We start from the raw sequence: 25,474 nt of genomic DNA, 5'->3' as shown, positions 1-25,474 counted from the left end.
AGCGCAGCACTTCGGCCAAAATATGGCCCTCGCGGGTCAAGAGCCGTACACGGTGGCAAGCCCGAGATAGACCGCGAGTGTCGGACCAAGGGCAAAGCCCATGGGAAACCTGCGCCCTTCTTGCGTCCAACTGGCCCAACCGGGGGCCAGATTGCGCAGGCGTGTATGCTTGGCAATGGTGTGCACGGTATAGGCGGCCAGCAGCACCGCCGCAAAAAGCGCCATCAGCATGTGAATATCGCCCAGGGCCACGTAAGGTGCCGCGGCGGCCAGGAACTTGGCGTCGCCCGCGCCCATGGCACCGGCGGCGTTCAGGATGATGCCGGCCACCAGCACAATGCCCAGATGCGCCAGCTGCCACAGATAGGCGTCCAGCGGATACAGAAACGGCCCCATCACGGCAAAGATCAACGCCATGGCAACCACCGTGGGATTGGTGATCTTCATGCGCGACAGATCCGTGTACGCAACGTAAAGGCAAAGTGGAACGAGCAGTGGCAGGAACCACAGCGCAACCGAGGCCGAAAGCGCCATCATGGCCTAGCCGTTCGATACGTTGTTTTCGAGCGCGCGCAAGGACCGCACGGCGGCTTCGAAATGCTGGGGGTGCGTTTCGATCGCGTCACGCAACAGGCCCTTGCCTGTTTGCACGTCCCCTTGTTTCACGGCGGCAAGGCCCAGCGTGTGCAACAGCTGTGCGCGTTCCGTCTGGTCCATGGGAATGACGGGCAGGGCGTAGTTGCGTTGCGCACTGCGGGCGAGGATCAGGTTGTTCTTGGCCGTGAACAGGCTGGGATCCTGGCGGATTGCATCGGTGAACAGACGTTCGGCATCGGAAAAGTCGCCGCGTGTCAGTTTCGAGTATCCCCAGTTGTTCAACACCCCCGAGGGGCGCGTCGTGAGGCCCACGGCTGTTTCATAGAAACTGTCCGCTTTCTTCCATTCCTTGTTGCTGTCGGCAATCAGTGCTTCGAGCCGGTAGCGTTTGAACGTCTCGATCGTGGGTGGGACCTTGTCCAGCTCTTGCTCGGCGCGGGCCCAGTCGCCTGCACGCAGCAGTGCGTCGGCATAGTCGACACGGTCGTCATTGGTGACGCCCTGCATCTCGACCAGTTTGGCGTAGGCCGACGTCGCCTCGGTATAGCGTTTGGCGCGTACAAGGCTGGTCGCAAGGCCGCGTTGCGCATCGATGCGCTTGGGGTTTTCCTTGGCCGTTCGCTGGAAATAGGTCACGGCTTCGTTCGGGTCCGCGACCGTCAGCATCACGTCGCTGAGGTTGTTTTCGTCGACGACGTTCACGTCCTGAAAGGCGCGTTCGACGGTTTCATCGGCGTTTTTCTGTTCACACGCGGCGAGGGCCATTGCGCCTGCCAGAGAGACGGCCAAAATCACGGGGTGGCGCATGTTTGCGTCCTTTATCCTGCTCGTTCGCGCCGTGCTTGTCCGCCCGGTCGCATCCCTTTTGCGCCCCGAAAAGCGCAGCCTCAGACCCACCCGAACGGGCGGAATATCAAGATGCAGTGCGGATCAGAAAGTCACTGCTGCCTCGACGGACCAGTTTATACTGGCTCTCATTGGGTTCCACGCTAGCAGAATTTTCGGATTTTGCGAGTGCCAAGCGCAAATTATCCCGAATAAGTGTGCTTTCTCCGTCATCCAATGCAAAGGCCTTGCGGAAAATCTGGACCGCTTCGGCCGTTTCGCCCCGTTCCATCAGGACAACGCCAAGGTTATTGAGGTCCGACGGCGCCGGATCGTATTCGGTGGTGGCGCGGCGCAAAAGCGTTTCGGCCTGGTTCAGCCGACCAAGCCCGAGATTTGCGGTTCCCAGCCCGGACAGGATTTCGGCATCAAAGCCGCCGCGTTCCAGCGCGGCACGGTTGAAGGATTTGATGGCGAGTTCAAATTCACCTGCCGCAATCAGGCGGTGCGCCACCTCGACCCCGTCGACCCCTTCGGCACGGACATCCACACCCGGGGCAAACGGGCCCGTTTGCGAGGCATCGATTGTGGGCGGACCGCAGGCGGTCAGCGCAAGGACGAGGGAAAGGGCCAGAAATGCCCGGGTGCCTGTGATCATATCGGTCTTTGCGACGGTCTTCATTGACTGCACCGCGCGCCCGGTTCCGGGCGCGCGGTGCGTGTTCCTTAACATGTGTTGGCGTTTCGGCCTAGTTCCCCAATGCGTTCATGTTGCCAAGTTGCGTGATACCGTGTGCCGAAGGACCCACAAGGATGATCAGCAAGGGCGGCACGGTCAGCATCATCGTCGCCAGAGTCATCTTGGTGGGCAGCTTGTTGGCGGCCTCTTCGGCGCGCATGACACGCTTGTCGCGCATCTCGCCCGCATAGACCCGCAGCGCTTCGGCGATCGATGTCCCGAAGCTGGCCGATTGCACCAGCACGGTCACAAAGCTCGCCACGTCCAGGACACCACAGCGTTCGCCCATGTCGTTCAGCACGGTGATCTTGTCCTTACCGGCCTTCATCTCGTAGCTGACGACCATGAATTCGTCGGCCAGCGCCGGGTAGGAGGCCTGCAATTCATGTGCCACGCGGGTGATCGCCTGATCCAGCGACTGCCCCGCTTCGACACAGACCAGCAGCATGTCCAGCGCGTCCGGGAAGCCCTGGGTGATCTCCTCTTGCCGCTTGGCGACCCGTTTGGTCACCCAGTATTGCGGCAGGTAATATCCCGCACCACCCGGGCCGATGGTGAACATGATGATCTTTTGCGTCGTCATGTTGTCGGTGCCGACGATGAAGTTGGTATAGATCACGCCCAGGATCAGCCCCAGCACGCCAAGCAGGAACTGTGCGGCGTGGAACATGCGCACCGCATCCTTGGATTGGTAGCCGGCCTGGCGCAGCGTCAACTGGCGCTTGGACAGTTCGGCCACGTCCTCGGGCTCAAGAAACTTGGAGAAGCGTTCAAGCTGTTCGTTGCGCGCCCCCTGGCGCAGGCGTTCCTTTTGTGGGCCGGAGGCCACGACACCGTTTTGCGCCTTTTTCAGCTTGCTCAGCGGATCTTCGGGCTGGCGCAGCATCATGATGAAGACGATCACGATCATCATCAGGCCAAGCACACCGGCCAGCACGATGGGGCCAAGGGGGCCAAGGATGTCCGTTATGGGTTGCAGCAGGGCGTCCATGGGGGGGTCCTTACACTTTGATGTTGGTCAGCACGCGCATCACCATGAGGTTCGCGGCGAGGAAGATGCCCACGGCAAAACAGGCCGGGATAAAGTAGGGGTGGTCGCGCACTTCGTCATAGTAGTGCGGGTCGGTCACGTTGATCACGATCAGCGCCACGATGGGGAAGGCCGAAAGGAACTTGCCTGACCACTTGGCCTCGGCCGTGATCGCCTTGACCCGGCGGAACAGGCGGAAGCGGGCGCGGATCACCTTGGCCAGGCCCGCAAGGATCTCGGCCAGGTTACCGCCCGATTGCTGCTGGATCGTCACAGCCACCGACAAAAAGCGCAAATCCTGCATGTCGAGCCGTTCGGCCATGTCCTTGAGGCTTTCGCCCACATCACGGCCAAAGGCGCTTTCGTCGGCGATAAGTCCGAATTCCGAAGCCAGGGGGTCCTGCACCTCTTTCGACACGATCTGGATGGCCGAACTGAAGGGGTGACCCACACGCAGGCTGCGCACCATGAGTTCGACGGCGTCAGGCAGTTGTTCTTCGATCATACCCAGCCGTTTGCCGGCCTTGGCTGCGACCCAGAAATACACAGCGCCGATGCCGATGCCCACCGACAACAGGATGCGCACGGGCGGATCGGTTTCGGTGCCGACGCTCAGCCCGATGAACGCCACGACGCTGAGGCCTGCCATGATCATGATAAGCTGTTGCGGTGTGAAGGCGATGGCAGCCTTCTGTGCCTTGTCGGCCAGAAGGGAATAGAGCGGGATGGACCGCGCGCCCATGTGCTGCTGCATCTCCTTGCGGAGCTGTTCCAGCACCTCCTCGCGTCGGCCACCGGCCTTGTTCAGCATTTCGAGGCGGCGATTGACGCGGCTGTTGAGGCTGATGGACTTGCCGAAGGCGACAAGGTACAGGCCCTCGACCAGCACCAGCACGCCTACGAAGATGAGGCCGTAAATAATTGGTTCTGCGCTCATTTTCTGATCCTCTTACTGGGCCGCGACGGGTTCATAGATCGACGCGGGAAGGTCGTAACCCCACATGCGGAAGCGTTCGGAATAGTGTGACCGGACGCCAGTGGCCGTGAAGTGACCGATGATCTTGTTGTCGGGCGTCAGGCCGACGCGCTGGAAGCGGAACACTTCCTGCATCGAGATCACGTCGCCCTCCATCCCGGTGATTTCCGTGATCGAGGTCATGCGGCGCGAGCCATCCTGCAAACGCGAGGCCTGTACGATCAGGTTCACAGCCGAGGAAATCTGGGATCGCACAGCCTTCAGCGGCATTTCGATCCCGGCCATGGCGATCATGTTTTCCAGGCGCGACACCCCGTCACGGGCAGAGTTGGCGTGGATTGTCGTCATCGACCCGTCGTGGCCGGTGTTCATGGCCTGCAGCATGTCGATGACCTCTTCGCCCCGCGTCTCGCCCACGATGATGCGGTCGGGGCGCATACGAAGCGCGTTTTTCAGGCAGTCACGCGGAGATACTTCGCCTTTGCCTTCCACGTTGGGCGGACGGCTTTCCATCCGGCCCACATGGGTCTGTTGCAATTGAAGTTCGGCCGTATCCTCGATCGTGAGGATCCGTTCCGCGTTGTCGATGAACGACGACAGCGCATTGAGCGTGGTCGTTTTCCCGGACCCAGTACCGCCCGACACGATGACGTTCAGACGCGTGGCGACAGCAGCCTGCAGATAGGCGGCCATTTCTTCGGTAAAGGCGCCGAAATTCACCAGGTCGTCGATGCCCAGCTTGTCCTTTTTGAACTTACGGATGGAGACAAGGCTGCCATCCACCGCGATGGGCGGCACCATGGCGTTAAAGCGCGAGCCGTCCTTCAAGCGGGCATCCACATAAGGGTTGGATTCATCGACGCGCCGGCCCACGGCGCTCACGATCTTGTCGATGATCCGCAAAAGGTGGCGTTCGTCCTTGAATACGACGTCGGTCAGTTCCAGCTTGCCCGAGCGTTCCACGAAGATCTGTCGGGGCCCGTTCACGAGGATGTCGTTGACGGTTTCATCTTTCAGAAGTGTCTCAAGTGGACCCAGCCCGGTGACTTCGTCAAAAAGTTCCTGGTTCAGGGTCTGACGGTCCTCGCGGTTCAGGATGATGTTCTTTTCCGTCAGCACTTCGGACGAGATCGAACTGATTTCTTGACGCAGGTCCTGTTCAGACGCGTGTTCAAGGGCGGAGAGGTTCAGGTTGTCAAGCAGCGCGCGATGGAGCTCGAGCTTGATCTCGCCCATGCGTTCCTTGCGCTTGCGTTCCTTGTCCATCGGGGTGACCGTGGCCGCCGGAGCCGACGGGTTCGCCTTGCGCACGATTTTTTTCGTGGCTTCCGGCTTGGGCAGTTCCGCGACCTTTTCCTCGGGTGCGGCAGCTTTTGGTGCGGCTTTCTTGTACTTGGAAAACATCGAGGGACCCCCGGGTTGTCGGATCACGCCGCTTTGGCGTGGTCCTCGCTGAGTTCATGGATGGACGCTGCAAGCTTCGCAATTTCGCGGCGCAGCGGGTTCTTTGTGGCGGAGGTGGCAAGCGGCAGACCGTGATCCGCGCCCTGCGTGATGGGTTTGCCACCGTCGGGAAGCTGGACTTCGACGGCGATATCAAGGCTTTCCGACAACCGTTTGACCCGTGCCTTGCCACCAAGATCGGTGAATTTCGGCGCGCGGTTCAGAACATAGCGCAGCTTTTCAATCGGCAGCTCTTCGGACTGAAGGGCGCGTTTGAAGCGCAGTGTGTTCTGGGCTGACCGCATGTCCATCTCAAGCGTTGTGAAATAGAGATGCGACGCGTTCAGGACGGTTTCGGTCCATTGCACCAGGGTCGAGGGCATGTCGACGACCACGTAGTCGAAATGCGCACGGGCCATTTCGACCACCCGGCCGATATCTTCGGCGGTGACCAGATCCAGCGGGATCATGTCCGCGGGGGCTGTCAGCACCTCAAGTTTTTCTTCGAAGGTCAGAAGGGATTGGCCGAAAATCTCGTCATCCATGCTTTCGGTGTCCGACAGCATTTCAAACACCGCTTCGCGTCGGGGCAGGTCCAGATAGGTCGAGGCCGACCCGAACTGGAAATCAAGGTCCAACAAGCAGACCGAGGGGGTTTCGCCGCTGCACAGCAGTGCCAGTTCCCAGGCCAGGTTGACGGCCAGCGTGGTCGCACCCGTGCCGCCGGCCACGCCGTGACAAACGAAGACAGCGCCCTGTTTGTCGGTCCCGGATTTCAGTGTCGATGTGCGTTCGCTGTCGGCGGGCTGTGGACGGTCTGCAGCCTGAATCCGTTCAATGGCTTGTTGCAATTCGCCTTCGGGAAGCGGGTAGGGCACAAATTCGTCGGCGCCCTGGCGCAAGAGCTGGTGCAGGGCGGCGGGTGTGACGTCTTCGGCGATCAGGATCACCTTGATGCCGCGTGACTTCGCCTGCTTGATGATCTCGCCCAGAAGGACCAGGTTGTCTTCGTCTTCTTCATCAAGGGCAAGCGCCACGAATTCCATTGCTTCGGCTTCGGGTTGATTGAAAAACGCCAGGGCTTCGGCAAAGCCGAGATCGCCCCACGCCTCGCCCAGGGCATGTTCCATGTCTTCGATCAGAAGGTCGAAGTTCTGTACATCGCGGCTGATCGTACAAGCCGTGATCGGCGCTGTTTCCGGTTGTGGCATTACGCTGCTCATTGCCCACTCGTCCTTTGTTCAAAGGGTCTTGCAGCCAAATGCCCCGTTGTGGGCGGATGCGCTGACCCTCGCCCGGTACGTTTCACCGGGCATACGTGTCCTCAGGGGGAGTTGTCGCAGCGAATTCAGGCGAGATTTGGGCCAAAAAACTCCAATTGTTGGGTATCTCAGAACGATAAAGGGCCCGGAGACAGGATTGTCTGCGGGCCCTTGGCATTGAAAGGGGTAGATTTACTCGGATGTAACGAAGTCGCTGCCGCTTGTGCCGCTCAGCGTCGACTTGGCCTCGGCCGAGGTTACGTAGTCGCGGTAAATGATCTGCGCATACTTGCCGTCGAGGACGGTGGGGTGCGATTTCACAAAGCCGCTGACCTCGGTCACGGTGCGCCGATTGCGGCGTTCACGGCCCTGGGTGACGATCAAGGGCTGCGTTTCGCCAAATGAGGCGACCGCTTCGAGCCGCGACCGGCTGATGCCTTGGGTCGTCAGGTACTGCACAACCGCATTGGCGCGGGCCAGACCCAGCCGCTTGTTATATGCCGCCGATCCGACCGCATCCGTATGGCCATAGACACGGAACCGGATTTCTGGGAATTGACGGATCCACACTGCCTGTTCACGCAGCGCGTCACGCGCACCTGCATCCAGTTGCGACGAGTTGAAGGCGAAGTTCACCGTCGTACCAACCTCGGACGCGAAGCGTTGGGCCAGATCGAAGGTGTATTGACGTTCACCGGTCAGCAAAAGCGTGTTGTTCGCGGTTGCGTTGCCAAACTGGCCCGTATCCACCAATGCGCCCGCTTCGCGGTAGAATTGGGTATACACCGGGTCGTTGGACGGTCCACAGGCGCCAAGGGCGATGCTGCTTGCCAATGCGACGGTGAAGATCGGTTTCATGACCCTGTCCTTAATCCAACACGTAGCCATATGAGCCGGAGAAGTCCTGTTTGGCAACCTCGCCTGCGGCACCTTCCTTCGGGGGACGTGTGCCTGCGGCTGTGCGGCCAAAGAGGAACAGGTCCCGTTCGCTCGGGGGTTTGATGCGGTCCGTGGGCAGGGCCAAAGCGTCACCCTTGACCGGCGAAACCAGATGCGCGGTGATGATGATCACCAGTTCTGTCTGTTCGCGCTGGTATGAGGCGGAGCGGAAGAGGGCACCCAGCACCGGCACATCGCCCAGCCAGGGCAGTTGGCTGTTGCTGTCGAGGAAGTTGTCTTCGAGCAGGCCCGCGATTGCAAAGCTTTCGCCATCCCGCAGTTCAACTGTGGTCGAGGTTTCGCGGCGGCTGAAGCCCGAGATGCTGAACCCGTCTGCCGTAATCGACGCGGTGGGGTCGAGGGCCGACACGGATGCCTCGAGTTCGAGATTGATCAGGTCCTTGTCCACCACGCGGGGGATAAAGTTGAGCTGTACACCGAACGGTTTGAATTCAACCGTGATCACGCCCTGTTCCTGGGCGATTGGGACGGGGAATTCGCCACCGGCAAGGAACCGCGCCTCTTGCCCGGACAGGGCCACCAGGTTCGGTTCTGCCAACGTCCGCACAACCCCTTTGGATTCAAGGGCTTCCAGCAGAAGGCCGATTTGCGCGTTGCCCGCGTTGAAGCCAAACAGAATCGCGCCCGCATTGGTGTTTGAAGCTGGCAATGAACCGGACAGCGAGTTCGCAACACCACCCGCGGAAACGGTTGTGCCGTTACCGCCACTGATGCCGAGGTCACCGGACAGGACGGACCCGCCCAGGGACAGCGACGAACTGAGAGATTTTGATACAGAGCGGTTCATTTCCGCAAAGCGCACTTTCAACATCACCTGTTGGATGCCACCCACGCTCATCAGGTTGCTCACGCGCCCTTCGGCATAGCGTTCTGCAAGGTCCAACGCCCGTTGCAGTCGCGCAGACGATGATACGACGCCCGACAGGACGATCCCGTCATTGGCTGTACGCACTTCGATTTTTTCCCCGGGCAGGATCTGGCGTAGCCGTTCCTTGAATTCCGAGATATCCGCCGACACGCGAACATTCACGTTCGTGATGAGCCGTCCGTTCGCGTCCAGCAGGGTTAGGGTTGTCAGACCGGGCGACTTGCCCAGAACATAGATCGTCCGGTCGCTGAGCGACGAGATATCGGCAATCGCGGGGTTCGCGATGCTGAGCTCGGCAAAGGCCGTGTCGCTTTCGACCACGACCGCCCTGTTCATCGGAACATTCAGCGTTGATTCAGTTGACTTGCGAACCACACGCAGATTTTCCGCATGAACGGTTTCCGCAATTGGGCCTGCAGCGAAACACAACCCGAGAAGGGCCGCTTTGATAAGTCCGTCAATTTTCATGTGACCTGCCTTTTTGATCACGCCTCGGTGTCGGGTCTTGGTGCCCGCGATTTGGGTCACCATGCGGCAGTTTAGATTTTTTTGCAAGAATCAATGGGTTCAGGCAGTTCGTTTATGTGGACAACTGGCAACAGAGGCACAAACGAAAACCGGCGCCACTTGGGGTGACGCCGGGGTAAGTGCTTGAAATCGAGGCGATCAGTTGGTGCAGGGGATCGGAATTTGAACCACCTCGGCGCCGCGGCGCGTACGGATGGAACAGGTCTTTTCCTCTTCGACCTCGACCTTGACCTCCTTGGTTTCGATGCCCAGCAGCGCACGTTGGTCCACTTCGATTGCGCCTGCAACCGTGTCGTCCTCGGCGCCCACAAGGGACAGGGACAGACGCCCGGTCGATTGCGCCTGGGCCAGTTTGGCCACCTGATCCGGGGCCACGGAAACGGTCACGGTCTGCGCGATGATCGCGCCATCCAGGTCACCGGCCGCATTCTGGTCGATGGCGATCAATTGAATGGCGGGCTGGATCAGCTTGGTAACTTCGCCGCGCGTACCGCCCAGGTCCTGGTTCACGCGACCTGTCCAATAGACGTCCACGCGGTCGCCGGGGCGCAAGAAGCCGGAAACGCCGGAGGCGACGTCGACGCGAATGGCAAAGGCGCGCATTCCGCGTTCCAGCCGGGATGTCAGGCCAGCCTCTTCGCCGGGTTCGGTCACTTTCACCGCGAGGATGGCTTCAAATTTTTCCATGGTGCGCAGCACGACACGCGGTTCGTTCTGGCCCTCGGGGAACAGCGGTTTTTCAGCCGTAAAGGCACCTTCGGGCAGCGCGTTTTGCGGCCAATCGATCCGGCGCACGTCCTTTTCCGTCAGGGTTTCCCCGTATTTCAACTGCCGGTCGGCAACATAGACCGGGACGGTCGGCACGATCTTGTCACGTTGGGCACGTTCAGCGGCCAAAGCCGTCTGATATTGCCCGATGTAATTCTTGGCCATGTATACGGCCCCACCAGCCAGGGCGACCCCGGCAAGCAAGACCAATCCAAATACCATTCGCATTTCAGCACCTCATTGCTTGGGCCCCTGTCCGGAAGGGACGGAACCTCTTGCGAGTCAACTGACATCAGAATGTGGCGATTTCGGGGAGCGGGTGGGGAAGGTCGAAGGCAGTGATGCCGGGCGGGCCCTCGAATGACAAAGACCCGGCGCGCACGAGGCGGTCGGGTCATTGGATGTCGATCTGCAAGGTGTGGACTTTATTCGCCCTGGAAGAATGTCGTGTCAAAAAAGTCGCCGACATTGCCGGTCAGCGTCAGCGCACCGGTCTGCATGGCTGTAATGACTGCGATGGCCAGGCCGACGATGGCAGCACACAGCACAACCCAATCGACGGTCACAGCCCCATCTTCGCTGCGCTTGAAGTTTCTCAGGAAATGGATCATCGACTGCCTCATTACACATACTTGAATGTTTGTTGGTCGAAAAAGGGGCCGCGTCCTGTTGCGGTCACGGCCCCTGGTGTCAGACGATATGTCCGATATTATTCGCCGGCAGGCTCGCCGATTTCGCCAACAGTCTGGCCGGTCAGGAACGTGTCAGTTGCGTCGGTCAGGCCGGTCGCACCGGATTCGATCGATGTGTAAGCAGCAATTGCCAGGCCAACCACAGCAGCGGTCAGAACAACCCAGTCAACTGTCACGGCGCCGTCTTCGTCGTTGCGGAAGTTTTTGATGAATTTGATCATGATAGTGTCCCTCCAAAGGATCAGTAGATTTGCGTTTCAACCTCGCCGTCCTTGGTGGGCCGCTCTCTCTCATTGGCCCGTGTCCGACTTGGTATGACGCTATATAGTCGGGGGATTGGGGCACGAATTTGGCGGCATATTGAGGATTTCACGTCTGGGTCAGATTTTTTTGCGGAAAATTCTTAAGCTGCTGTTTTCATTGAATTACATGTCGGGCGACCATGTGAATTCGTGTAATTTTCGTTAAACACCGGTGCAAATGTGGCAGCATCGCCATTTTTCGCCGTCCTGGGCTGGCCTGAAACGCCAGTTTTTGCGAATATTAGGCAATGCCTGCCGGAGAGCGGGCGCAACCGAGAGCAGTTTCATGGTTCGTTTGTCTGTTGCTGTGCTGACAGCGCTGTGCTTGTCCTGTGGTTTGGCCGCGGCAGAGGACCCGCCGCCATTCAAGGAGTTCTCCGCCAAGCGGGTCAAACCGCCGAAACCCGGTGCCAAACGGTTTATCACGATACAGATCGAACCGGACGTCCCTGCCGCGCCTGCACCATCCGCCACGCCGAATGCAGATGCGCCGGCGGCTGCCGCGCGGTTCGACTGGTTCTGGCAGGATGTGTCGCCCGACATTGAACAGGCAGGGCCGGGGCGGCTGGACCTGGCGCTGCGGGCGCTGGCGCGTGCGGAACAGCCGGTGCCGGTTCCGCGTCTTCAGCAAATGCAGGCGCTGGCGCAGGCGCAGGGAGTAGAAATCCTGAAAGCCACCATCGGAACAGACGTGTCACCCGCCCTGGTTCTGGCCGTGATGATGGTGGAATCCGCGGGCAAGGTGGACGCCCAGAGCAGCGCAGGTGCGCAGGGCCTGATGCAATTGATGCCGGACACAGCGGCGCGTTTCGGGGTCAAAGACAATTTCGCGGCCGCCGACAACATTGCGGGCGGGGTGAAATACCTGGATTGGCTGATGCAGCGGTTTGACCGCGATCCCGTACTGGTCCTTGCAGGCTATAACGCGGGCGAGGGGGCAGTGCGCACCCATCAAGGCGTACCGCCCTTTTCCGAAACGCGTGATTATGTGCCCAAGGTGCTGGCCACCTTTCAAGTCGCAAGCGGGCTGTGCCTGACGCCGCCGGAACTGGTCACCGATGGATGCGTGTTTGCAGCGTTGAACTGAGGGGGTGCGTCAGACGTTGAACGCATCTGCCCAATCGGGATGCATGGCCCGCTGCGCATTCACAAAGGGGCAAAGCGGCACGATTTTCCATCCTTCGGCACGCGCGTCGTCCACAAGACGTTTGACCAGCGCCTGGCCCGCACCGGTGCCGCGCAATGTGTCGGGCACGCCGGTGTGGTCCGCGATGCGGGTCTGGGGCGACAGGATGGAATAGGTCAGTTCCGCCTCGACCCCGTTCCGGGTCAGAACGTAACGCCCCTTGGTGTCACCTTCTTCCCGCCGGATGTCGACATCAGACAAGGGTGGCTTGCGTGGCGGCGCGCAGTTCGTCTTCGGTCACGCCATCGGCCATTTCGACAATCTCAAGCCCGCCCTCGACAACATCGAGAACACCGAGATTGGTGATGATCCTGTCGACAACGCCCTTGCCGGTCAGGGGCAGGGTGCATTCCTTAAGCACTTTGCTGTCGCCATGCTTGTTGGTGTGGTCCATGACCACCACCACGCGGCCCACGCCCGCAACAAGGTCCATCGCGCCGCCCATGCCCTTGACCAGCTTGCCCGGGATCATCCAGTTGGCGAGGTCACCGTTTTCGGCCACTTCCATGGCGCCAAGGATCGCCATCGCGATCTTGCCGCCGCGGATCATGCCAAAGCTTTGGGCGCTGTCGAAATAGGCTGTCTGGGGCAGTTCGGTGATGGTCTGCTTGCCCGCGTTGATCAGGTCCGCATCCTCTTCACCCTCGACGGGGAAGGGGCCCATGCCCAGCATCCCGTTCTCGGATTGCAGGGTAACCTCGATCCCCTCTGGGATATAGTTCGACACCAGCGTCGGAATCCCGATCCCGAGGTTCACATACCAGCCGTCTTCAAGTTCCTGTGCGGCGCGCGCCGCCATTTGGTTGCGATCCCAGGGCATCGATTGTCCTTATTCGTCGGTGAGGGCTGCGCCCGCGGGCACATCAATGGTAATAAAGCTGCCGGCCGCGCCACGGCCCAGATGAATCGTACCTTCCAGGCCCTCGATCAGGCCCGAAACGATTCTTCCGCCAACTGTCTTGGTGTCCGGCCACTCCATGTCGTTGGGGATGCCCACACCGTCATCAGACACGGTCAGGCGCAAGCCACCGGCGCTCAGGCGGCTCATGCGCACTTCGACAAGGCCCATATCGATCCGATCGAAGGCGTGTTGGAAGGCGTTGGTCAACAATTCCGACAGCACAAGACCGACACGGGTTGCTGTTTCAATCGGCACTTCAAGCGCTTCGATCTGCAAGGATACGCGGATGCCCGAACGCCCTTCGATATGGGCGATGGCGGCGGACAGACGGGACAGGTAGCTGCCCATCTGGATGCTATCGCGGTTCGACTGCTGATCGCTCAGCTTCATTTCTTCGTACAGCAGTTGCAGCGTTTCGATTCGGCGGCTCAGGGCCGCGAAATCCTCGGGAACGGACGTGGCGCCGGATTGCTGGCGGATCATGCCGATGATCATCGACAGGTCGGACGCCACGCGGTTCTGGATCTCGATCAGTTGCGCGTTGATTTCTTCGACGCTGGTCGACAGTTCATTTTGGCGCAGTTCTTTCTGGATGCCGACAAAGTATTGCGTCTGTCCCTTGTCGTCATGCACCGGCGCGACGATCAGGCGGTTGGTGAACGGCTCACCATTGGCGCGGTAGTTCAGGATATCGACCGTCACGCTTTCCTCGGCCTCGATCCCGGCGCGGAGCTTGTCCACGTCCGCCTTGCGCGTGGCTTCGCCCTGCAAAAACCGGCAGTTGCGCCCGATCGAAGATGACCGGGCATAGCCTGTGGACCGGGTGAATGCCTGGTTCACATAGACAATCGGATTGTCCTCAAGATGCGGGTTGGTCACGATCATGGCGACCTGGGACCGGGAAAACCCTTCAAAGGATTTGTCGTCCCGTAGCAGTTCTTCGATGGTGTCAGGCATGGCCTGGTTCCTTACGCGGCGCGCGTTGTCCGTTGTTCGATGCGCTTTTCATGTTCGCCCTGGATCAAGCGGTGGACATAGATGCCCGGCAGATGAATGTGATCGGGGTCGAGGCTCCCTGTTGGCACGATCTCTTCCACCTCGGCCACGCACACCTTACCACACATCGCAGCGGGTGGGTTGAAATTGCGCGCCGTTTTGCGGAACACCAGATTTCCGGTCTCGTCCGCCTTCCACGCCTTCACGATCGACAGGTCGGCAAAGATGCCCTCTTCCATGATGTAGGTTTCGCCACCGAAGTCTTTATGTTCCTTGCCGTCCGCGATCACGGTGCCGACGCCGGTCTTTGTGTAAAACCCCGGGATGCCACAGCCGCCGGCGCGCATCCGTTCGGCAAGTGTCCCTTGCGGGTTGAATTCCAGTTCCAACTCTCCGGACAGGTACTGGCGCATGAATTCCGCGTTTTCACCGACATAGGACGAGATCATCTTTTTCACCTGACGCGTCTGCAGCAGGATGCCGATGCCAAAATCGTCAACGCCCGCATTGTTGGACGCAAATGTCAGGTCCTTGGTGCCTGCGTCCTTGATCGCATCCAGCAGCAGTTCGGGGATGCCACACAGTCCAAATCCTCCGGCGGCGATGAACATGCCATCAAACAATAGTCCGTCCAGCGCATCAGCGGCAGAGCCGTAAATCTTCTTCATGTCTTTCCCCAAATCACCCCGAGCAAGGGATCGTTCGCCGGGCATAGTATGTGAATGTATACATCATCAAAGTCAACGCGCTGAACCAAGCAGGCGCTATATTGCGTGATGGCCCATCATGGGCGTCAACGACTGGCGAAATATATCAAAAAACAGGTGATTGCCGCTGGTCGGCGCACGTTTGCCGGTGGGTGCAATGCCGCGCACCGGTGTCCCGGACCTTGGTACAGGTTGTGCGGCCAGCAAGGGTGCCGGCCGCATCAGGTTTCGTAGCGGATCAACGAGGGGCGTAGGCGTTCACGGTTCCCGTCATTCCGGCTTGCATGAACGGCGCGAAGTCTTCTTTGAGGAAGGTGTTGATTGCGGGGCGAACAAAAAACGCCCGTGGTTTGATGTTGTAGTCCCACGTGATTTTGACGTCGTCACCTTGCTGATCAAAGTTGAACTCGCCCTTGATATGGTTGATGGCCCGCCCGGCAGGTGCGGTGATATTCCAGATCTGGTAGACGAAGCGGCTTTCGGTGTTCACGACGACCTGCTCGTGCACGCTGTAGCCGTTTGCCAGATCGACGCGGCGCAGCGCTCCGGGTTCCGGCCACGCCCCGGCAAGATAGGTGATGTCTTCGATCGCCGGGATCGATTCTGTGGGCACCGTGAAATTTGTCACCGGGTTTTCTTCAAAATGCGCACGAACACCGGCAACGGTGCCATGCAGGGTCGCCGTGACAGTGTTGGTCAAATAGGAACCGTCGGCAGCCAAGTCCGGTGGCAGCGGGATATCGGGGTTTTTCGCGATAAAGGCTTCGGTCGCGGTGGGTTCGCTTTGACTGGCCAACACATGCGCGGAAGGGGTGTCTTCGACGGTTGTCTGGAAGGTGAGGTTGGGCAGTTGAACGGCAGCATTCGTGCCAGCAACGGACATGCCTGCCATAGGCGCCAGAACAAGTGCCGCGATCACAAAGGGGCGTAGGGTCATCGTCAGGATCTCCTTGATACGAATCTCGTACTAAAATATACGAGTGTCGCACTAAATGGGATTGTCTCTTGAACGTTCAAGTCCTTTTGCACAGAAATCGGCCTATGACCGAAGATTACAGGCTGTTGGGATATGTCCGCACGTTGATGCGGGTGATGTTGGTAAGCGAGCGGACCTCGCCCGAACACCAGCATGTGGTGCGCTTCAACGCGCTTGATTTTCACGCCTTGGGCATGCTGCGGGAAAACGGTGTGGTGCGGGCATCCGGCATATCGGATGCGCTCGGGATTGTGCCCACCACAGCCAGCAGCGTCGTGGCCCGCCTGATCAAACGCGGACTGATCGAGCGCCAGCAAAGCACCGAAGATCGGCGCGCCTACGACTTGCAATTGACGTCGGAAGGGCGGCGCATCGCCGACGCCATCCACACGCAGGACCTGCACAACATGAACCTGTTCCTGTCGGCGTTGGAGCCGCACGATCAGGCCGCATTGCTGGATTTGCTGGGGCGCGTGGTCGAGCGCGTGTCGGCGCTCGAGAACGGGTCAGGCTGACTTCTTCTTGGCAGCCGCCTTTTTCGGGGCGGCCTTTTTACGCGTCGCCTTTTTCTTCGGCGCTTTTTCCGCGATCAGCTGAACGGCCATGTCCATGGTCACGTCTTCGGGTTCCGTCCCCTTGGGAATGGTCGCGTTGACCTTGCCCCATTTGACGTAAGGACCGTACTTGCCCTTCATCACGTTGACAGGCCCGCCTTCGCTTGGGTGTTCCCCCAGCTCATGCAACGGCTTGGCGGCAGCCCCGCGTCCACCCCGACTGGCCACCTTTTCAGCCAAAAGCTGCACGGCGCGGTTCATGCCAACGGTCCACACCTCGTCAATGCTTTCCAGATTGGCGTTGGTGCCGCCCCGGTCCGACGTCGTTTCGGCGTGTTTCAGGTAGGGCCCATATCGCCCGATATTGGCCCACACCATGATCCCGTCTTCGGGGTGGGGGCCGATTTCGCGCGGAAGCGACAGCAGCATGACAGCGCGGTCCAATTCCAGATCTTCGGGGACCCAATCCTTGGGGATCGATTGGCGAGGGGGTTTCTTGTTCTCTTCCGTCACCTCGCCGCGTTGCACGTAGGGACCAAAGCGGCCCTTGAACACGCGAATCTCGTCTCCCTCATCGGTGCCCAGCAACTTGCCTTCGGGCGGAATGGCGCTGGCCTCCGCCTCTGGGTCCGGCGGGCCGAAGGGCCGGGTATAACGGCATTCAGGGTAGTTCGAACAGCCGATGAACGCGCCGCCCGACCGGGCGGTCCGCATGGACAGGCGACCGGCCCCGCAATTGGGGCACAGTCGCGGATCACCGCCATCTTCAAGCGGCGGAAACAGGTGCGGTTCCAGCACCTCGTTGATCTTTTCCAGCACTTCTGTGATCCGCAATTCGGACGTTTCGGCAATCGCGGCGCTGAAATCCTGCCAGAACCGGCCAAGCACATCCTTGTAGTTGCGGTCGCCCGCGCTCACATCGTCCAACTCTTCCTCTAGGCCCGCGGTAAAGTCGTAACCGACATATTTGCGGAAGTAGTTTTCCAGGAAGGCAATCACCAACCGGCCCTTGTCCTCGGGGATCAGGCGGTTGCGGTCCTTGCGGACATATTCGCGATCCTGGATCGTCGTGACGATGCTGGCATAGGTGGACGGTCGACCAATACCCAGCTCTTCCATCCGCTTGACCAGCGTCGCCTCGGTATAGCGCGGCGGGGGCTGCGTGAAATGCTGTTCGGGGGTGACCGAGCGCTTGTCGGCGCCTTCGCCCTCGCTCAGTTGCGGCAGGCGCTTGTCGTCGTCATCGACGACCTCGTCATCGCGACCCTCTTCGTAGACCCGCAGGAACCCGTCAAACAGCACCACCTGGCCGGTGGCACGCAGAACCACCTGGCCGTCATCGCTGCCAATCTCGACCGTGGTGCGCTCGAGCCGGGCGCCTTCCATCTGGCAGGCCAGCGTCCGTTTCCAGATCAGGTCATAGAGCTTGCGCTGGTCGTCATCGGTGATCTTCAGGCTGGCGGCATCGCGGGCCATGTCCGTGGGCCGAATACATTCGTGCGCTTCCTGCGCGTTCTTGGCCTTGTTCTTGTACATGCGCGGGCTGCCGGGCACATATTCCGCGCCATAGCGATCCTTGATCGCGTCGCGGGCGTTCTGCACAGCCTCTGGTGCCATATCTATGCCATCGGTCCGCATATAGGTAATATAGCCCGCCTCGTAGAGACGTTGGGCTGACGACATGCATTGCCGCGCGCCCATGCCGAACTTGCGGCTGGCCTCTTGCTGCAGGGTGGATGTCATGAACGGGGCCGAGGGGTTGCGGGAGGCAGGCTTTGCCTCGACCGACTGGATTTTCAGATCGCGGCTGGTGATGGCCTGTTGGGCCAATTCAGCGGCCGTCTGGTTTTCCAGGTCGTATTTTTCCAGCTTCTTGCCTGCAAGGCTGACCAGCCGCGCCTCGTATTCCTGTCCCCGCGGGGACGCGAGGACGGCCTTGACCGACCAGTATTCGCGGGCGCGGAAGGCTTCGATCTCCATCTCGCGTTCCGTGATGAGGCGGAGGCAGACCGATTGCACGCGACCCGCGGATTTCGCACCCGGCAGCTTGCGCCACAGCACGGGCGACAGGTTGAAACCCACAAGGTAATCCAGCGCGCGACGGGCCAGGTAGGCTTCGACCAGCGGCATGTCGACCTGGCGCGCGTTTTTCATCGCCTCGGTCACAGCTGCCTTGGTGATCGCGTTGAAGGTGACGCGTTTGACGTCGGTGTCTTTCTTGATTGATTTCCGTTTGGTCAGCGCTTCTTGCAGGTGCCAGCTGATCGCTTCGCCCTCGCGGTCGGGGTCGGTTGCGAGGATCAGCGCATTGTCGTCTTTCAGCGCATCGGCGATGGCCTTGACGTGTTTCTTGCTGTCGGACGCCACTTCCCAAAGCATGTCGAATTCATTGTCGGGATCGACCGATCCGTCCTTGGGCGGCAAGTCACGCACGTGGCCGTAGCTGGCCAGAACGGTGTAATTGTCGCCCAGATACTTGTTGATCGTCTTGGCTTTGGCTGGGGATTCGACAACGACGACAGGCATGTAACGGGCTAACCTCGGACGGGAAAATTTGCTGCTCTATGGCGGCGCAACATGTGGGGTGCAAGCGCCGAATGTCAACAAGCGCCGCTGGAAGGGTCGCTGGGGTGCGCTTAACTGGCGCGGGTCAGCAGCCCGCCGGGCGCGCGGTCGATGCTGCCATCCAGTTCCAGTTCCACAAGGGCAGGGGCCACGGTGGACGAGGGCGCGCCAAGGTCGCGGATCAACTGATCCTCGGCGAGGGGGGAGGGGCCAAGCCGGTCCAGGATTTGCTGATGCAAGGCGGCGGTCGCCTGCAGGCTCCGCTTGTCGTGGGGCCTAGTTGTCGGCGGCTGCAAGGGCAGTTCCGGCGGCACGCGCGGCGCGATCGGCGCCAGGGCTTCGATCACGTCGGCGGCGTCACGCACTAGCGTCGCGCCATCGCGGATCAGCATGTTGCACCCCGACGCACGCGCATCCATCGGGTGCCCCGGAACAGCCAGTACATCACGTCCCAGATCCAGCGCGTCACGCGCCGTGATCAGGCTGCCCGATTTGGCCGCCGCCTCGACAACTATGGTTGCGCGGCCAAGGCCGGAGATGATGCGGTTGCGTGCTGGAAAGTGCCGCGCCATGGGTTGCAGCCCCATGGGTTGCTCGCTGATGCGCGCACCTTTTGCGGCAATGTCTTCGGCCAGTTTGGTGTTTTCAGCGGGATAGATCGTATCGACCCCACCGGCCTGCACCGCAACGGTGCCTGTGTCGAGCGTAGCAAGATGGGCTGCGGCATCCACACCCCGCGCCAGCCCGGACACGATGACATAGCCATGGTCGGCAAGGTCGCGGGCAAGGGACCTGGCCATGCGCGTGCCAAGCGAGGATGCGTTGCGCGCGCCCACCATGGCAATCATGGGCCGCTGCAAGATCGCCGCGTCCCCCAGCAACCACAGAAACGGAGGTGCATCGTTCAGGTCATTCAGCGGAGCGGGGTAATCGGGGTCGCCTTGTGCGACCAGCCGCGCGCCGGCGGCGCGGGCGGCGCGCAGTTCTGCGTGCACGACGGCTTCGGGGCAGACATGGTATTTTTCAACGCCGGCGGCGCGCGCTACCTCAGGTAGCGCGGCCAGCGCATTTTGCGCGGTGCCGTGTTCAATCAGCAGGCGTTTATACGTCGAGATGCCGACCCGGCGAGAGCGCAACAGACGGAGACGTGTGAACTGGTCATCTTCCGAGGTGGGTGGGAGTGGGGGGTGAGTGGAAGAAGGATGGGTATCCTTTTCAGTCATCCGTGGCTCCGTCCGTTGCTGAATGTGTTTTAAGTGCGGCAAGGTTAACAAGGCGTGAACAAGCGCGAGTGAATGGCGGATCGCTCGTCTACTGGTTGATTTCCCACGAAAATTTCTGGGCAAAAAAATCGGCAAAGAACAAACGAGGAACTGCGAGGCTGCCCAAACCTCCCCAGATATGGGGAGACTGCGGCTAAGTCCTTGTGTCTTTTGGTCTATGCAGAATCAGCGTGCCGTCAGGTTGCGGACCCACCAACCGTCAATCCGCCGATCATCAACGTGGGCTGTCCGACCCCCACAGGCACCCATTGGCCAGCCTTGCCGCAATTGCCCATCCCGGGATCAAGGGCCATGTCATTGCCGATGCCGCGGATCTGCTTGAGGGCCGTCGCGCCGTCGCCGATCAGCGTGGCCCCCTTGACCGGCGCGCCCACTTTGCCGTTCTCAACCCTATAGGCTTCGGTGCAGGAAAAGACGAACTTGCCATTGGTGATGTCGACCTGACCACCGCCAAATCCCACGGCATAGATGCCATCCTTGAGGTTCGCCACGATATCGCCGGGCGCGGTGTCGCCGCCCAGCATGTAGGTGTTGGTCATGCGCGGCATCGGGGCGTGGGCATAGCTTTGCCGCCGCCCGTTTCCGGTGGCCTTCACGTCCATGAGGCGCGCGTTTTGCCGATCCTGCATGTAGCCGACCAGAATGCCATCTTCGATCAACGTGTTCTTGGCCGACGGCGTGCCTTCGTCGTCCACGGTGATTGACCCGCGCCGGTCCGGGATCGTACCGTCATCAAGGACGGTCACACCGGGTGCCGCGATGCGTTCGCCCATAAGCCCAGCAAAGGCGGAACTGCCCTTGCGATTGAAATCGCCCTCCAGCCCGTGCCCGATGGCCTCGTGCAGCAGAATACCCGGCCAACCCGGTCCAAGGACCACGTCCATGACCCCGGCGGGGGCGGGCACGGCATCCAGGTTCACGACGGCAACGCGCAACGCCTCGCGGGCCTTGGCCTGCCAGTCGTCACGATCAATCAGGCCGTCCAGACCAACGCGCCCACCGCCACCCGCGCTTCCGCTTTCGCGGCGTCCGTCCTGTTCCACGATGACCGAGATGTTGAGCCGGGTCATGGGGCGTACATCCCGCACGGAATGACCTTCGGGACGCAATATTTCGACCTCTTGGATAGAGGCGGCAAGGGAGGCCGAGACCTGAACCACCCGCGAATCAAGGTCGCGGACATAGGCGTCTATATCCTTCAGGGTGTCGAGTTTGACGGGAAAGCTGGCCCCGGCGATGGGATCATCGGATGTATAGAGTCGCGTGTTCGTCGGGGTCGGCGCATCGGCGAGCGTCCCGCCACCGCTGCCGACGGCAAGCCGCGCGGTCTCTGCAGCACGGCGCAGCGCCGATTCCGAGATGTCGGTGGAATGGGCGTATCCGGCCACTTCGCCACGCACCGCACGCAGTCCAAACCCCTGCGCTGCGTCATAGCTGGCTGTTTTCAGGCGGCCATCGTCGTACACCAACGCCTCGGACCGGCGGCGTTCTAGAAACAGTTCGCCATCATCGGCCCCGGCGGTCGCATCGCGCAGCACCTGCAGGGCCACCCCGCGATCAATGTCGTGATCCAGCGAGGCAAAGGGGGCGTCGGTCATCAGGTATACTCCGGTATGCTGTGGGGCATTTCGCCACGGCAAGCGTCCGTTTGACGCGCCCCTTACGTCTTTATCTTGAAGTCAGAATATGATTGTAAGTCGCGACAATACAACGGGAGGCGGAAGCAGTGCGCGCTGTGGCCTTTCTCCCTCCTCATGTTGATCATCAAGATCAGGACGACCAGATGAAAAAGCTTTTCTCGATTTCGGGTGTGCTGAGCGCCCTTGCCGCCGCCCCGGCCTGGGCCCAGGATGGTCTGGAAGTGATCGGCCGCCCCGTTGACGGCGGCATCGGCTTTCAGCCTGCCGCGACAGAGATTGCCCGCCGCCTGCAATGGCTGGATGGCATGATCCTTGTCATCATCACGCTGATCACCTTGTTTGTGGTGGCGCTGCTGGCATGGGTGATCGTGCGCTACAACCGGACCCGGAACCCCGAGCCTTCGAGCTTTACCCACAACACCCCGGTCGAGATTGCGTGGACCGTGATCCCGATCGTCATTCTGGTGTTCATCGGTGCCTTTTCGTTGCCGACGCTGTTCCACCAGCAGGAGATCCCCGAAGCGGATGTGACCATCAAGGTCACTGGCTACCAGTGGTTCTGGGGCTACGAGTATGTGGACGAGGATATCTCATTCGACAGCTACATGATCGGTGCCCCGGCCAGTGCGCCGCTGGATGCCGAGCTGGCGTATGACTATGCCAAGAACGACGAGGTCGTGGCCCAGCTGCAAGCTGCGGGTTATTCCGAGGAAGATTTCCTTCTTGCCACAGACACCGCAGTCGTCGTGCCCGTGGGCAAGACCATCGTGATGCAGGTTACCGGTGCGGACGTGATCCACGCGTGGACCATCCCGGCTTTCGGTGTGAAGCAGGACGCGGTGCCCGGCCGTCTGGCCGAGCTGTGGTTCGAAGCCGAGAAGGAAGGCATCTATTTCGGTCAATGCTCTGAACTGTGCGGCATTGCCCATGCCTATATGCCGATCACTGTCAAAGTTGTCAGCGAAGACGCGTATGCCGCGTGGCTCGACGCCAACCGCGACGGCGGCGACTATGTCGATGTGAGCGCGGTTCTGACCAACTAAGGCTGACGCGGCGGGTCACCCCGCCGCATACACCGTTCGTCCAGCAGGATTGAAATGACCGACATCAGCTATCAGACACAGACACAAGAGGCAGAAGCATCCTTGGGTGACTACTTTGCCCTGCTGAAACCTCGTGTAATGTCTCTGGTCGTCTTTACCGCGCTGGTCGGCCTGCTGGCTGCCCCGGTGCCGGTGCACCCGGTCATTGCATTTGCGTCGATCCTGTTCGTGGCCATCGGCGCGGGCGCGTCGGGCGCGCTGAACATGTGGTGGGATGCGGATATCGACGGCGTGATGAAGCGCACGGCCAAACGGCCCATCCCCGCCGGTAAGGTAACCGCGGACGAAGCCAAGGTGCTTGGCTTTGCCCTGTCCGGCATGTCGGTGATGATGCTTGCGCTCAGCGCGAACCTGCTGGCCGCCGGGCTGCTTGCCTTCACCATCTTTTTCTATGCCGTCATCTACTCCATGTGGCTCAAGCGCTCGACCCCGCAGAACATCGTGATCGGTGGCGCGGCCGGGGCCTTCCCGCCGGTCATTGGCTGGGTGATTGCCACCGGGTCCATGTCCATCGAGGCGTGGCTGATGTTTGCGCTCATTTTTATGTGGACGCCGCCCCACTTCTGGGCGCTGGCCCTGTTCATGAAGTCCGACTACGACGACGCGGGCGTGCCGATGCTAACCGTGACCCACGGGCGCAAGGTGACCCGCGTGCATATCCTGGCCTACACCGCTTTGCTGTTTGCGCTGGCCGTGGGCACGGCGTTCACGTCAATCGGCGGGCCGGTCTACTTGGTGGCTGCCGTGGTCCTGAACGTATTGTTCCTCAAGGGGGCCTTCGACATCTGGCGCCGGGATGAGGCACAGGCCGAAGCCGACGGCTATGCGGTCGAGAAGACATTCTTCAAGCTGTCGTTGCTGTACCTGTTCCTGCACTTTGGTGCGATCCTGGTTGAGGCGATGTTGCCCGCCGCGTGGGGGATCTGGGCATGAGCATCAAGGCAGAACATGAAATCCATCAGCGGCGCAAAGGGCGCAATGTCGGTGTGGGTCTGATGTTGGCCGGATTCGTCGTGCTGGTTCTGGCGCTGACATTCGTGAAAATCACAGGCGGCGCGTTCGAACTGCCGCGGATCGAGGAGACACAGTGATGCGTCTGGAAGGTCCTACAAGAACCGTCGCCCAGACCGTGGGCCTGGTTGTGGTCATGGGTGGCCTGGCGTGGGCATCCGTGCCCTTCTACGATTGGTTTTGCCGGGTCACCGGTTTCGGTGGCACGCCCGGTGTGTCCGAGGTCGCAAACGAAGATATCCTGGATCAGACGATCAAGGTGCGCTTTGACGCATCGCTGGAGCGTCACATGCCGTGGCAATTCACCCCCGAAGTGCGTGAGATGGAATTACGCATCGGTGAAACCGGCCTCGCGTTTTATGAAGCGTACAATCCGACGGACCGGCCCGTGGCCGGATCGGCCAGCTATAACGTGGCCCCCTACGAGGCGGGCGGCTTCTTTTCCAAGATCGATTGCTTCTGCTTTGAAGAACAGGTCTTGCAGCCCGGTGAACGGGTGGTGATGCCTGTGACCTTCTATGTCGACCCGGACATCGTGACGGACCGCGACGCAAAATATGTGCATACGATCACGCTGAGTTATACCTTTTACCAAATCGACCTGCCCGACGGCTATGCCGCGTTGGAGCAGGCGGACGATACAAACCTGAACTGAGGGACGGACCATGGCCCACGCAAAAAATCACGACTACCACATTCTTGCGCCATCGACCTGGCCTTTGCTTGGCGCGCTTGCGGGCTTTGCCATGTTGTTTGGCGCCGTTTGCTGGATGTCCGGCGGTATGACCATCTTCTTCAAGTCGATCGAATTGAGCGGTCCATGGTTGTTCCTGATCGGCTTTGTCGCTGTCCTTTATACGATGTTCGGTTGGTGGGCTGACGTTGTTGCCGAAAGCCGGATTGGCGATCACACACCCGTCGTGCGCATTGGCCTACGCTATGGCTTTATCCTGTTCATCATGTCCGAGGTGATGTTCTTTGCCGCCTGGTTCTGGGCCTCGTTCAAAAGCTACATCTACCCGATGAGTGAATATGTCGGCACTGAATACGTCCAGCCCGAAATCTACCATGTGGATGCATTCCACCTGCCGCTGATCAACACGTTGATCCTTTTGCTGTCCGGTTGTGCCGTGACCTGGGCGCACCACGCGCTGGTGCATGGCGGGGAACGCAAGGACGTAATCAACGGCCTTGCCATCGCCGTGGTTCTGGGTGTCGCGTTTACCGCTTTGCAGGCCTACGAATATTCCTACCTGCTGTACCAGGGCTGGGAATTTGGCGGCGACAAGTTCTTTTCGGGCTTCTTCATGGCAACCGGGTTCCACGGGGCACATGTGATCATCGGCACCATCTTCCTGTTTGTTTGCCTCCTGCGGGCGATGAAGGGACATTTCTCGGCCGAGAAGCATATCGGGTTCGAAGCGGCGGCGTGGTATTGGCACTTTGTGGATGTCGTGTGGCTGTTCCTGTTCATGGCCGTCTACATCTGGGGCGTCAGCACGATGCCCGGCCTCGATCACTGATCCGCGGCACATGCACCAAGGCCAAAGCGCGCGGTTTCC

The 25,474-nt window shown here is 60.3% G+C and carries 28 protein-coding genes; 8 read left to right on the top strand and 20 right to left on the bottom strand.

What is annotated here, in order from left to right; translation table 11 throughout:
• Window positions 1-36: 36 nt before the first annotated feature.
• From Q0844_RS06165 to Q0844_RS06125, 9 genes are all read right to left on the bottom strand, one after another.
• Entirely contained in the window at window positions 37-537 is a 501-nt protein-coding gene (locus tag Q0844_RS06165; protein ID WP_366522978.1) for a prepilin peptidase, read from the bottom strand.
• A 3-nt stretch (window positions 538-540) separates the two neighbouring features.
• A complete protein-coding gene (locus tag Q0844_RS06160; protein ID WP_299043101.1) occupies window positions 541-1,404 on the bottom strand; it encodes a tetratricopeptide repeat protein in 864 nt (287 codons plus the stop codon).
• Window positions 1,405-1,510: 106 nt separating this feature from the next.
• On the bottom strand, window positions 1,511-2,104 hold the full coding sequence (locus tag Q0844_RS06155; RefSeq protein WP_299043099.1) for a tetratricopeptide repeat protein: 594 nt from the start codon (window positions 2,102-2,104) through the stop codon (window positions 1,511-1,513).
• A gap of 67 nt (window positions 2,105-2,171) precedes the next feature.
• Complete coding sequence (locus Q0844_RS06150) at window positions 2,172-3,152, bottom strand: type II secretion system F family protein (protein ID WP_299043097.1); 981 nt, start codon at window positions 3,150-3,152, stop codon at window positions 2,172-2,174.
• A gap of 10 nt (window positions 3,153-3,162) precedes the next feature.
• On the bottom strand, window positions 3,163-4,128 hold the full coding sequence (locus Q0844_RS06145; protein WP_299043096.1) for a type II secretion system F family protein: 966 nt from the start codon (window positions 4,126-4,128) through the stop codon (window positions 3,163-3,165).
• Between the two features lie 12 nt (window positions 4,129-4,140).
• A complete protein-coding gene (locus tag Q0844_RS06140; protein ID WP_299043094.1) occupies window positions 4,141-5,571 on the bottom strand; it encodes a CpaF family protein in 1,431 nt (476 codons plus the stop codon).
• Window positions 5,572-5,594: 23 nt separating this feature from the next.
• Window positions 5,595-6,833, bottom strand: a complete 1,239-nt coding sequence (locus Q0844_RS06135) for an AAA family ATPase (protein ID WP_299043092.1) — start codon at window positions 6,831-6,833, stop codon at window positions 5,595-5,597.
• A 231-nt stretch (window positions 6,834-7,064) separates the two neighbouring features.
• Window positions 7,065-7,730 (bottom strand): OmpA family protein, encoded by a 666-nt coding sequence (locus Q0844_RS06130; protein WP_299043090.1) that lies wholly within the window; start codon window positions 7,728-7,730, stop codon window positions 7,065-7,067.
• Between the two features lie 10 nt (window positions 7,731-7,740).
• Window positions 7,741-9,129 (bottom strand): type II and III secretion system protein family protein, encoded by a 1,389-nt coding sequence (locus Q0844_RS06125; protein ID WP_299045219.1) that lies wholly within the window; start codon window positions 9,127-9,129, stop codon window positions 7,741-7,743.
• On the opposite strand from Q0844_RS06125, the gene Q0844_RS06120 reads away from it, so the two are divergent.
• Window positions 9,091-9,243, top strand: coding sequence for a hypothetical protein (locus Q0844_RS06120; protein WP_299045310.1), 153 nt, complete (start codon window positions 9,091-9,093; stop codon window positions 9,241-9,243). The two genes, Q0844_RS06125 and Q0844_RS06120, sit on opposite strands and share 39 nt — an antisense overlap.
• Before the next feature lie 123 nt (window positions 9,244-9,366).
• Here the strand turns inward: Q0844_RS06120 and cpaB are convergent, their stop codons facing one another.
• The 3 genes from cpaB to Q0844_RS06105 all read right to left on the bottom strand — a co-directional run bounded on the left by cpaB (window position 9,367) and on the right by Q0844_RS06105 (window position 10,909).
• On the bottom strand, window positions 9,367-10,224 hold the full coding sequence (gene cpaB, locus Q0844_RS06115) for a Flp pilus assembly protein CpaB (protein ID WP_299043089.1): 858 nt from the start codon (window positions 10,222-10,224) through the stop codon (window positions 9,367-9,369).
• 197 nt (window positions 10,225-10,421) lie between these two features.
• Window positions 10,422-10,607, bottom strand: coding sequence for a hypothetical protein (locus tag Q0844_RS06110; RefSeq protein WP_299043088.1), 186 nt, complete (start codon window positions 10,605-10,607; stop codon window positions 10,422-10,424).
• A gap of 98 nt (window positions 10,608-10,705) precedes the next feature.
• Complete coding sequence (locus tag Q0844_RS06105) at window positions 10,706-10,909, bottom strand: hypothetical protein (RefSeq protein ID WP_299043086.1); 204 nt, start codon at window positions 10,907-10,909, stop codon at window positions 10,706-10,708.
• Window positions 10,910-11,276: 367 nt separating this feature from the next.
• Here Q0844_RS06105 and Q0844_RS06100 point away from each other — a divergent pair, with 367 nt between their 5' ends.
• Window positions 11,277-12,077, top strand: a complete 801-nt coding sequence (locus Q0844_RS06100; RefSeq protein WP_299043085.1) for a lytic transglycosylase domain-containing protein — start codon at window positions 11,277-11,279, stop codon at window positions 12,075-12,077.
• A 9-nt stretch (window positions 12,078-12,086) separates the two neighbouring features.
• Here Q0844_RS06100 and Q0844_RS06095 read toward each other — a convergent pair whose 3' ends face one another.
• From Q0844_RS06095 to Q0844_RS06075, 5 genes are all read right to left on the bottom strand, one after another.
• Window positions 12,087-12,377: a GNAT family N-acetyltransferase gene (locus tag Q0844_RS06095; protein ID WP_299043084.1), complete on the bottom strand. Its 291-nt coding sequence runs from the start codon at window positions 12,375-12,377 to the stop codon at window positions 12,087-12,089.
• On the bottom strand, window positions 12,370-12,996 hold the full coding sequence (locus Q0844_RS06090; RefSeq protein ID WP_299043082.1) for a 3-oxoacid CoA-transferase subunit B: 627 nt from the start codon (window positions 12,994-12,996) through the stop codon (window positions 12,370-12,372). The genes Q0844_RS06095 and Q0844_RS06090 overlap by 8 nt, the downstream gene beginning before the upstream one ends.
• Before the next feature lie 9 nt (window positions 12,997-13,005).
• Window positions 13,006-14,034: a PAS domain-containing protein gene (locus Q0844_RS06085; protein ID WP_299043080.1), complete on the bottom strand. Its 1,029-nt coding sequence runs from the start codon at window positions 14,032-14,034 to the stop codon at window positions 13,006-13,008.
• An 11-nt stretch (window positions 14,035-14,045) separates the two neighbouring features.
• The gene (locus Q0844_RS06080) at window positions 14,046-14,741 is read right to left on the bottom strand and encodes a CoA transferase subunit A (protein ID WP_299043079.1); all 696 of its coding nucleotides are present in this window, start codon (window positions 14,739-14,741) and stop codon (window positions 14,046-14,048) included.
• A 277-nt stretch (window positions 14,742-15,018) separates the two neighbouring features.
• On the bottom strand, window positions 15,019-15,663 hold the full coding sequence (locus Q0844_RS06075; protein ID WP_299043077.1) for an SRPBCC family protein: 645 nt from the start codon (window positions 15,661-15,663) through the stop codon (window positions 15,019-15,021).
• A gap of 158 nt (window positions 15,664-15,821) precedes the next feature.
• Between Q0844_RS06075 and Q0844_RS06070 the strand changes: the two genes are divergently transcribed.
• A complete protein-coding gene (locus Q0844_RS06070; RefSeq protein ID WP_299043075.1) occupies window positions 15,822-16,271 on the top strand; it encodes a MarR family transcriptional regulator in 450 nt (149 codons plus the stop codon).
• On the opposite strand, the gene topA is transcribed toward Q0844_RS06070, so the two are convergent.
• The 3 genes from topA to tldD all read right to left on the bottom strand — a co-directional run bounded on the left by topA (window position 16,263) and on the right by tldD (window position 21,756).
• On the bottom strand, window positions 16,263-18,836 hold the full coding sequence (gene topA, locus Q0844_RS06065) for a type I DNA topoisomerase (RefSeq protein WP_299043073.1): 2,574 nt from the start codon (window positions 18,834-18,836) through the stop codon (window positions 16,263-16,265). The genes Q0844_RS06070 and topA overlap by 9 nt on opposite strands.
• Before the next feature lie 110 nt (window positions 18,837-18,946).
• Window positions 18,947-20,098: a DNA-processing protein DprA gene (gene dprA, locus Q0844_RS06060; protein WP_299043071.1), complete on the bottom strand. Its 1,152-nt coding sequence runs from the start codon at window positions 20,096-20,098 to the stop codon at window positions 18,947-18,949.
• 236 nt (window positions 20,099-20,334) lie between these two features.
• Complete coding sequence (gene tldD / locus Q0844_RS06055; RefSeq protein ID WP_299043069.1) at window positions 20,335-21,756, bottom strand: metalloprotease TldD; 1,422 nt, start codon at window positions 21,754-21,756, stop codon at window positions 20,335-20,337.
• Between the two features lie 185 nt (window positions 21,757-21,941).
• On the opposite strand from tldD, the gene coxB reads away from it, so the two are divergent.
• The 5 genes from coxB to Q0844_RS06030 are packed head-to-tail and all read left to right on the top strand — an operon-like array spanning window position 21,942 to window position 25,435.
• Window positions 21,942-22,841 (top strand): cytochrome c oxidase subunit II, encoded by a 900-nt coding sequence (gene coxB / locus Q0844_RS06050; RefSeq protein WP_299043067.1) that lies wholly within the window; start codon window positions 21,942-21,944, stop codon window positions 22,839-22,841.
• A gap of 54 nt (window positions 22,842-22,895) precedes the next feature.
• Window positions 22,896-23,834 carry a heme o synthase gene (cyoE, locus tag Q0844_RS06045; protein WP_299043066.1) on the top strand — a complete coding sequence of 313 codons (939 nt, stop codon included), beginning with the start codon at window positions 22,896-22,898 and terminating at the stop codon, window positions 23,832-23,834.
• Window positions 23,831-23,992: a cytochrome C oxidase assembly protein gene (locus Q0844_RS06040; protein WP_299043064.1), complete on the top strand. Its 162-nt coding sequence runs from the start codon at window positions 23,831-23,833 to the stop codon at window positions 23,990-23,992. The genes cyoE and Q0844_RS06040 overlap by 4 nt, the downstream gene beginning before the upstream one ends.
• Window positions 23,992-24,567, top strand: coding sequence for a cytochrome c oxidase assembly protein (locus Q0844_RS06035; RefSeq protein ID WP_299043062.1), 576 nt, complete (start codon window positions 23,992-23,994; stop codon window positions 24,565-24,567). Before Q0844_RS06040 ends, Q0844_RS06035 begins: the two co-directional genes overlap by 1 nt.
• Before the next feature lie 10 nt (window positions 24,568-24,577).
• Complete coding sequence (locus Q0844_RS06030) at window positions 24,578-25,435, top strand: cytochrome c oxidase subunit 3 (protein WP_299043060.1); 858 nt, start codon at window positions 24,578-24,580, stop codon at window positions 25,433-25,435.
• Window positions 25,436-25,474 lie beyond the last annotated feature (39 nt).

It is taken from the genome of uncultured Tateyamaria sp. (genome assembly GCF_947503465.1).
Classification (GTDB): Bacteria; Pseudomonadota; Alphaproteobacteria; order Rhodobacterales; family Rhodobacteraceae; genus Tateyamaria.
The sequence above is the reverse complement of the archived record's forward strand: the minus strand, read 5'-3'. Positions and strand labels throughout refer to the sequence as shown.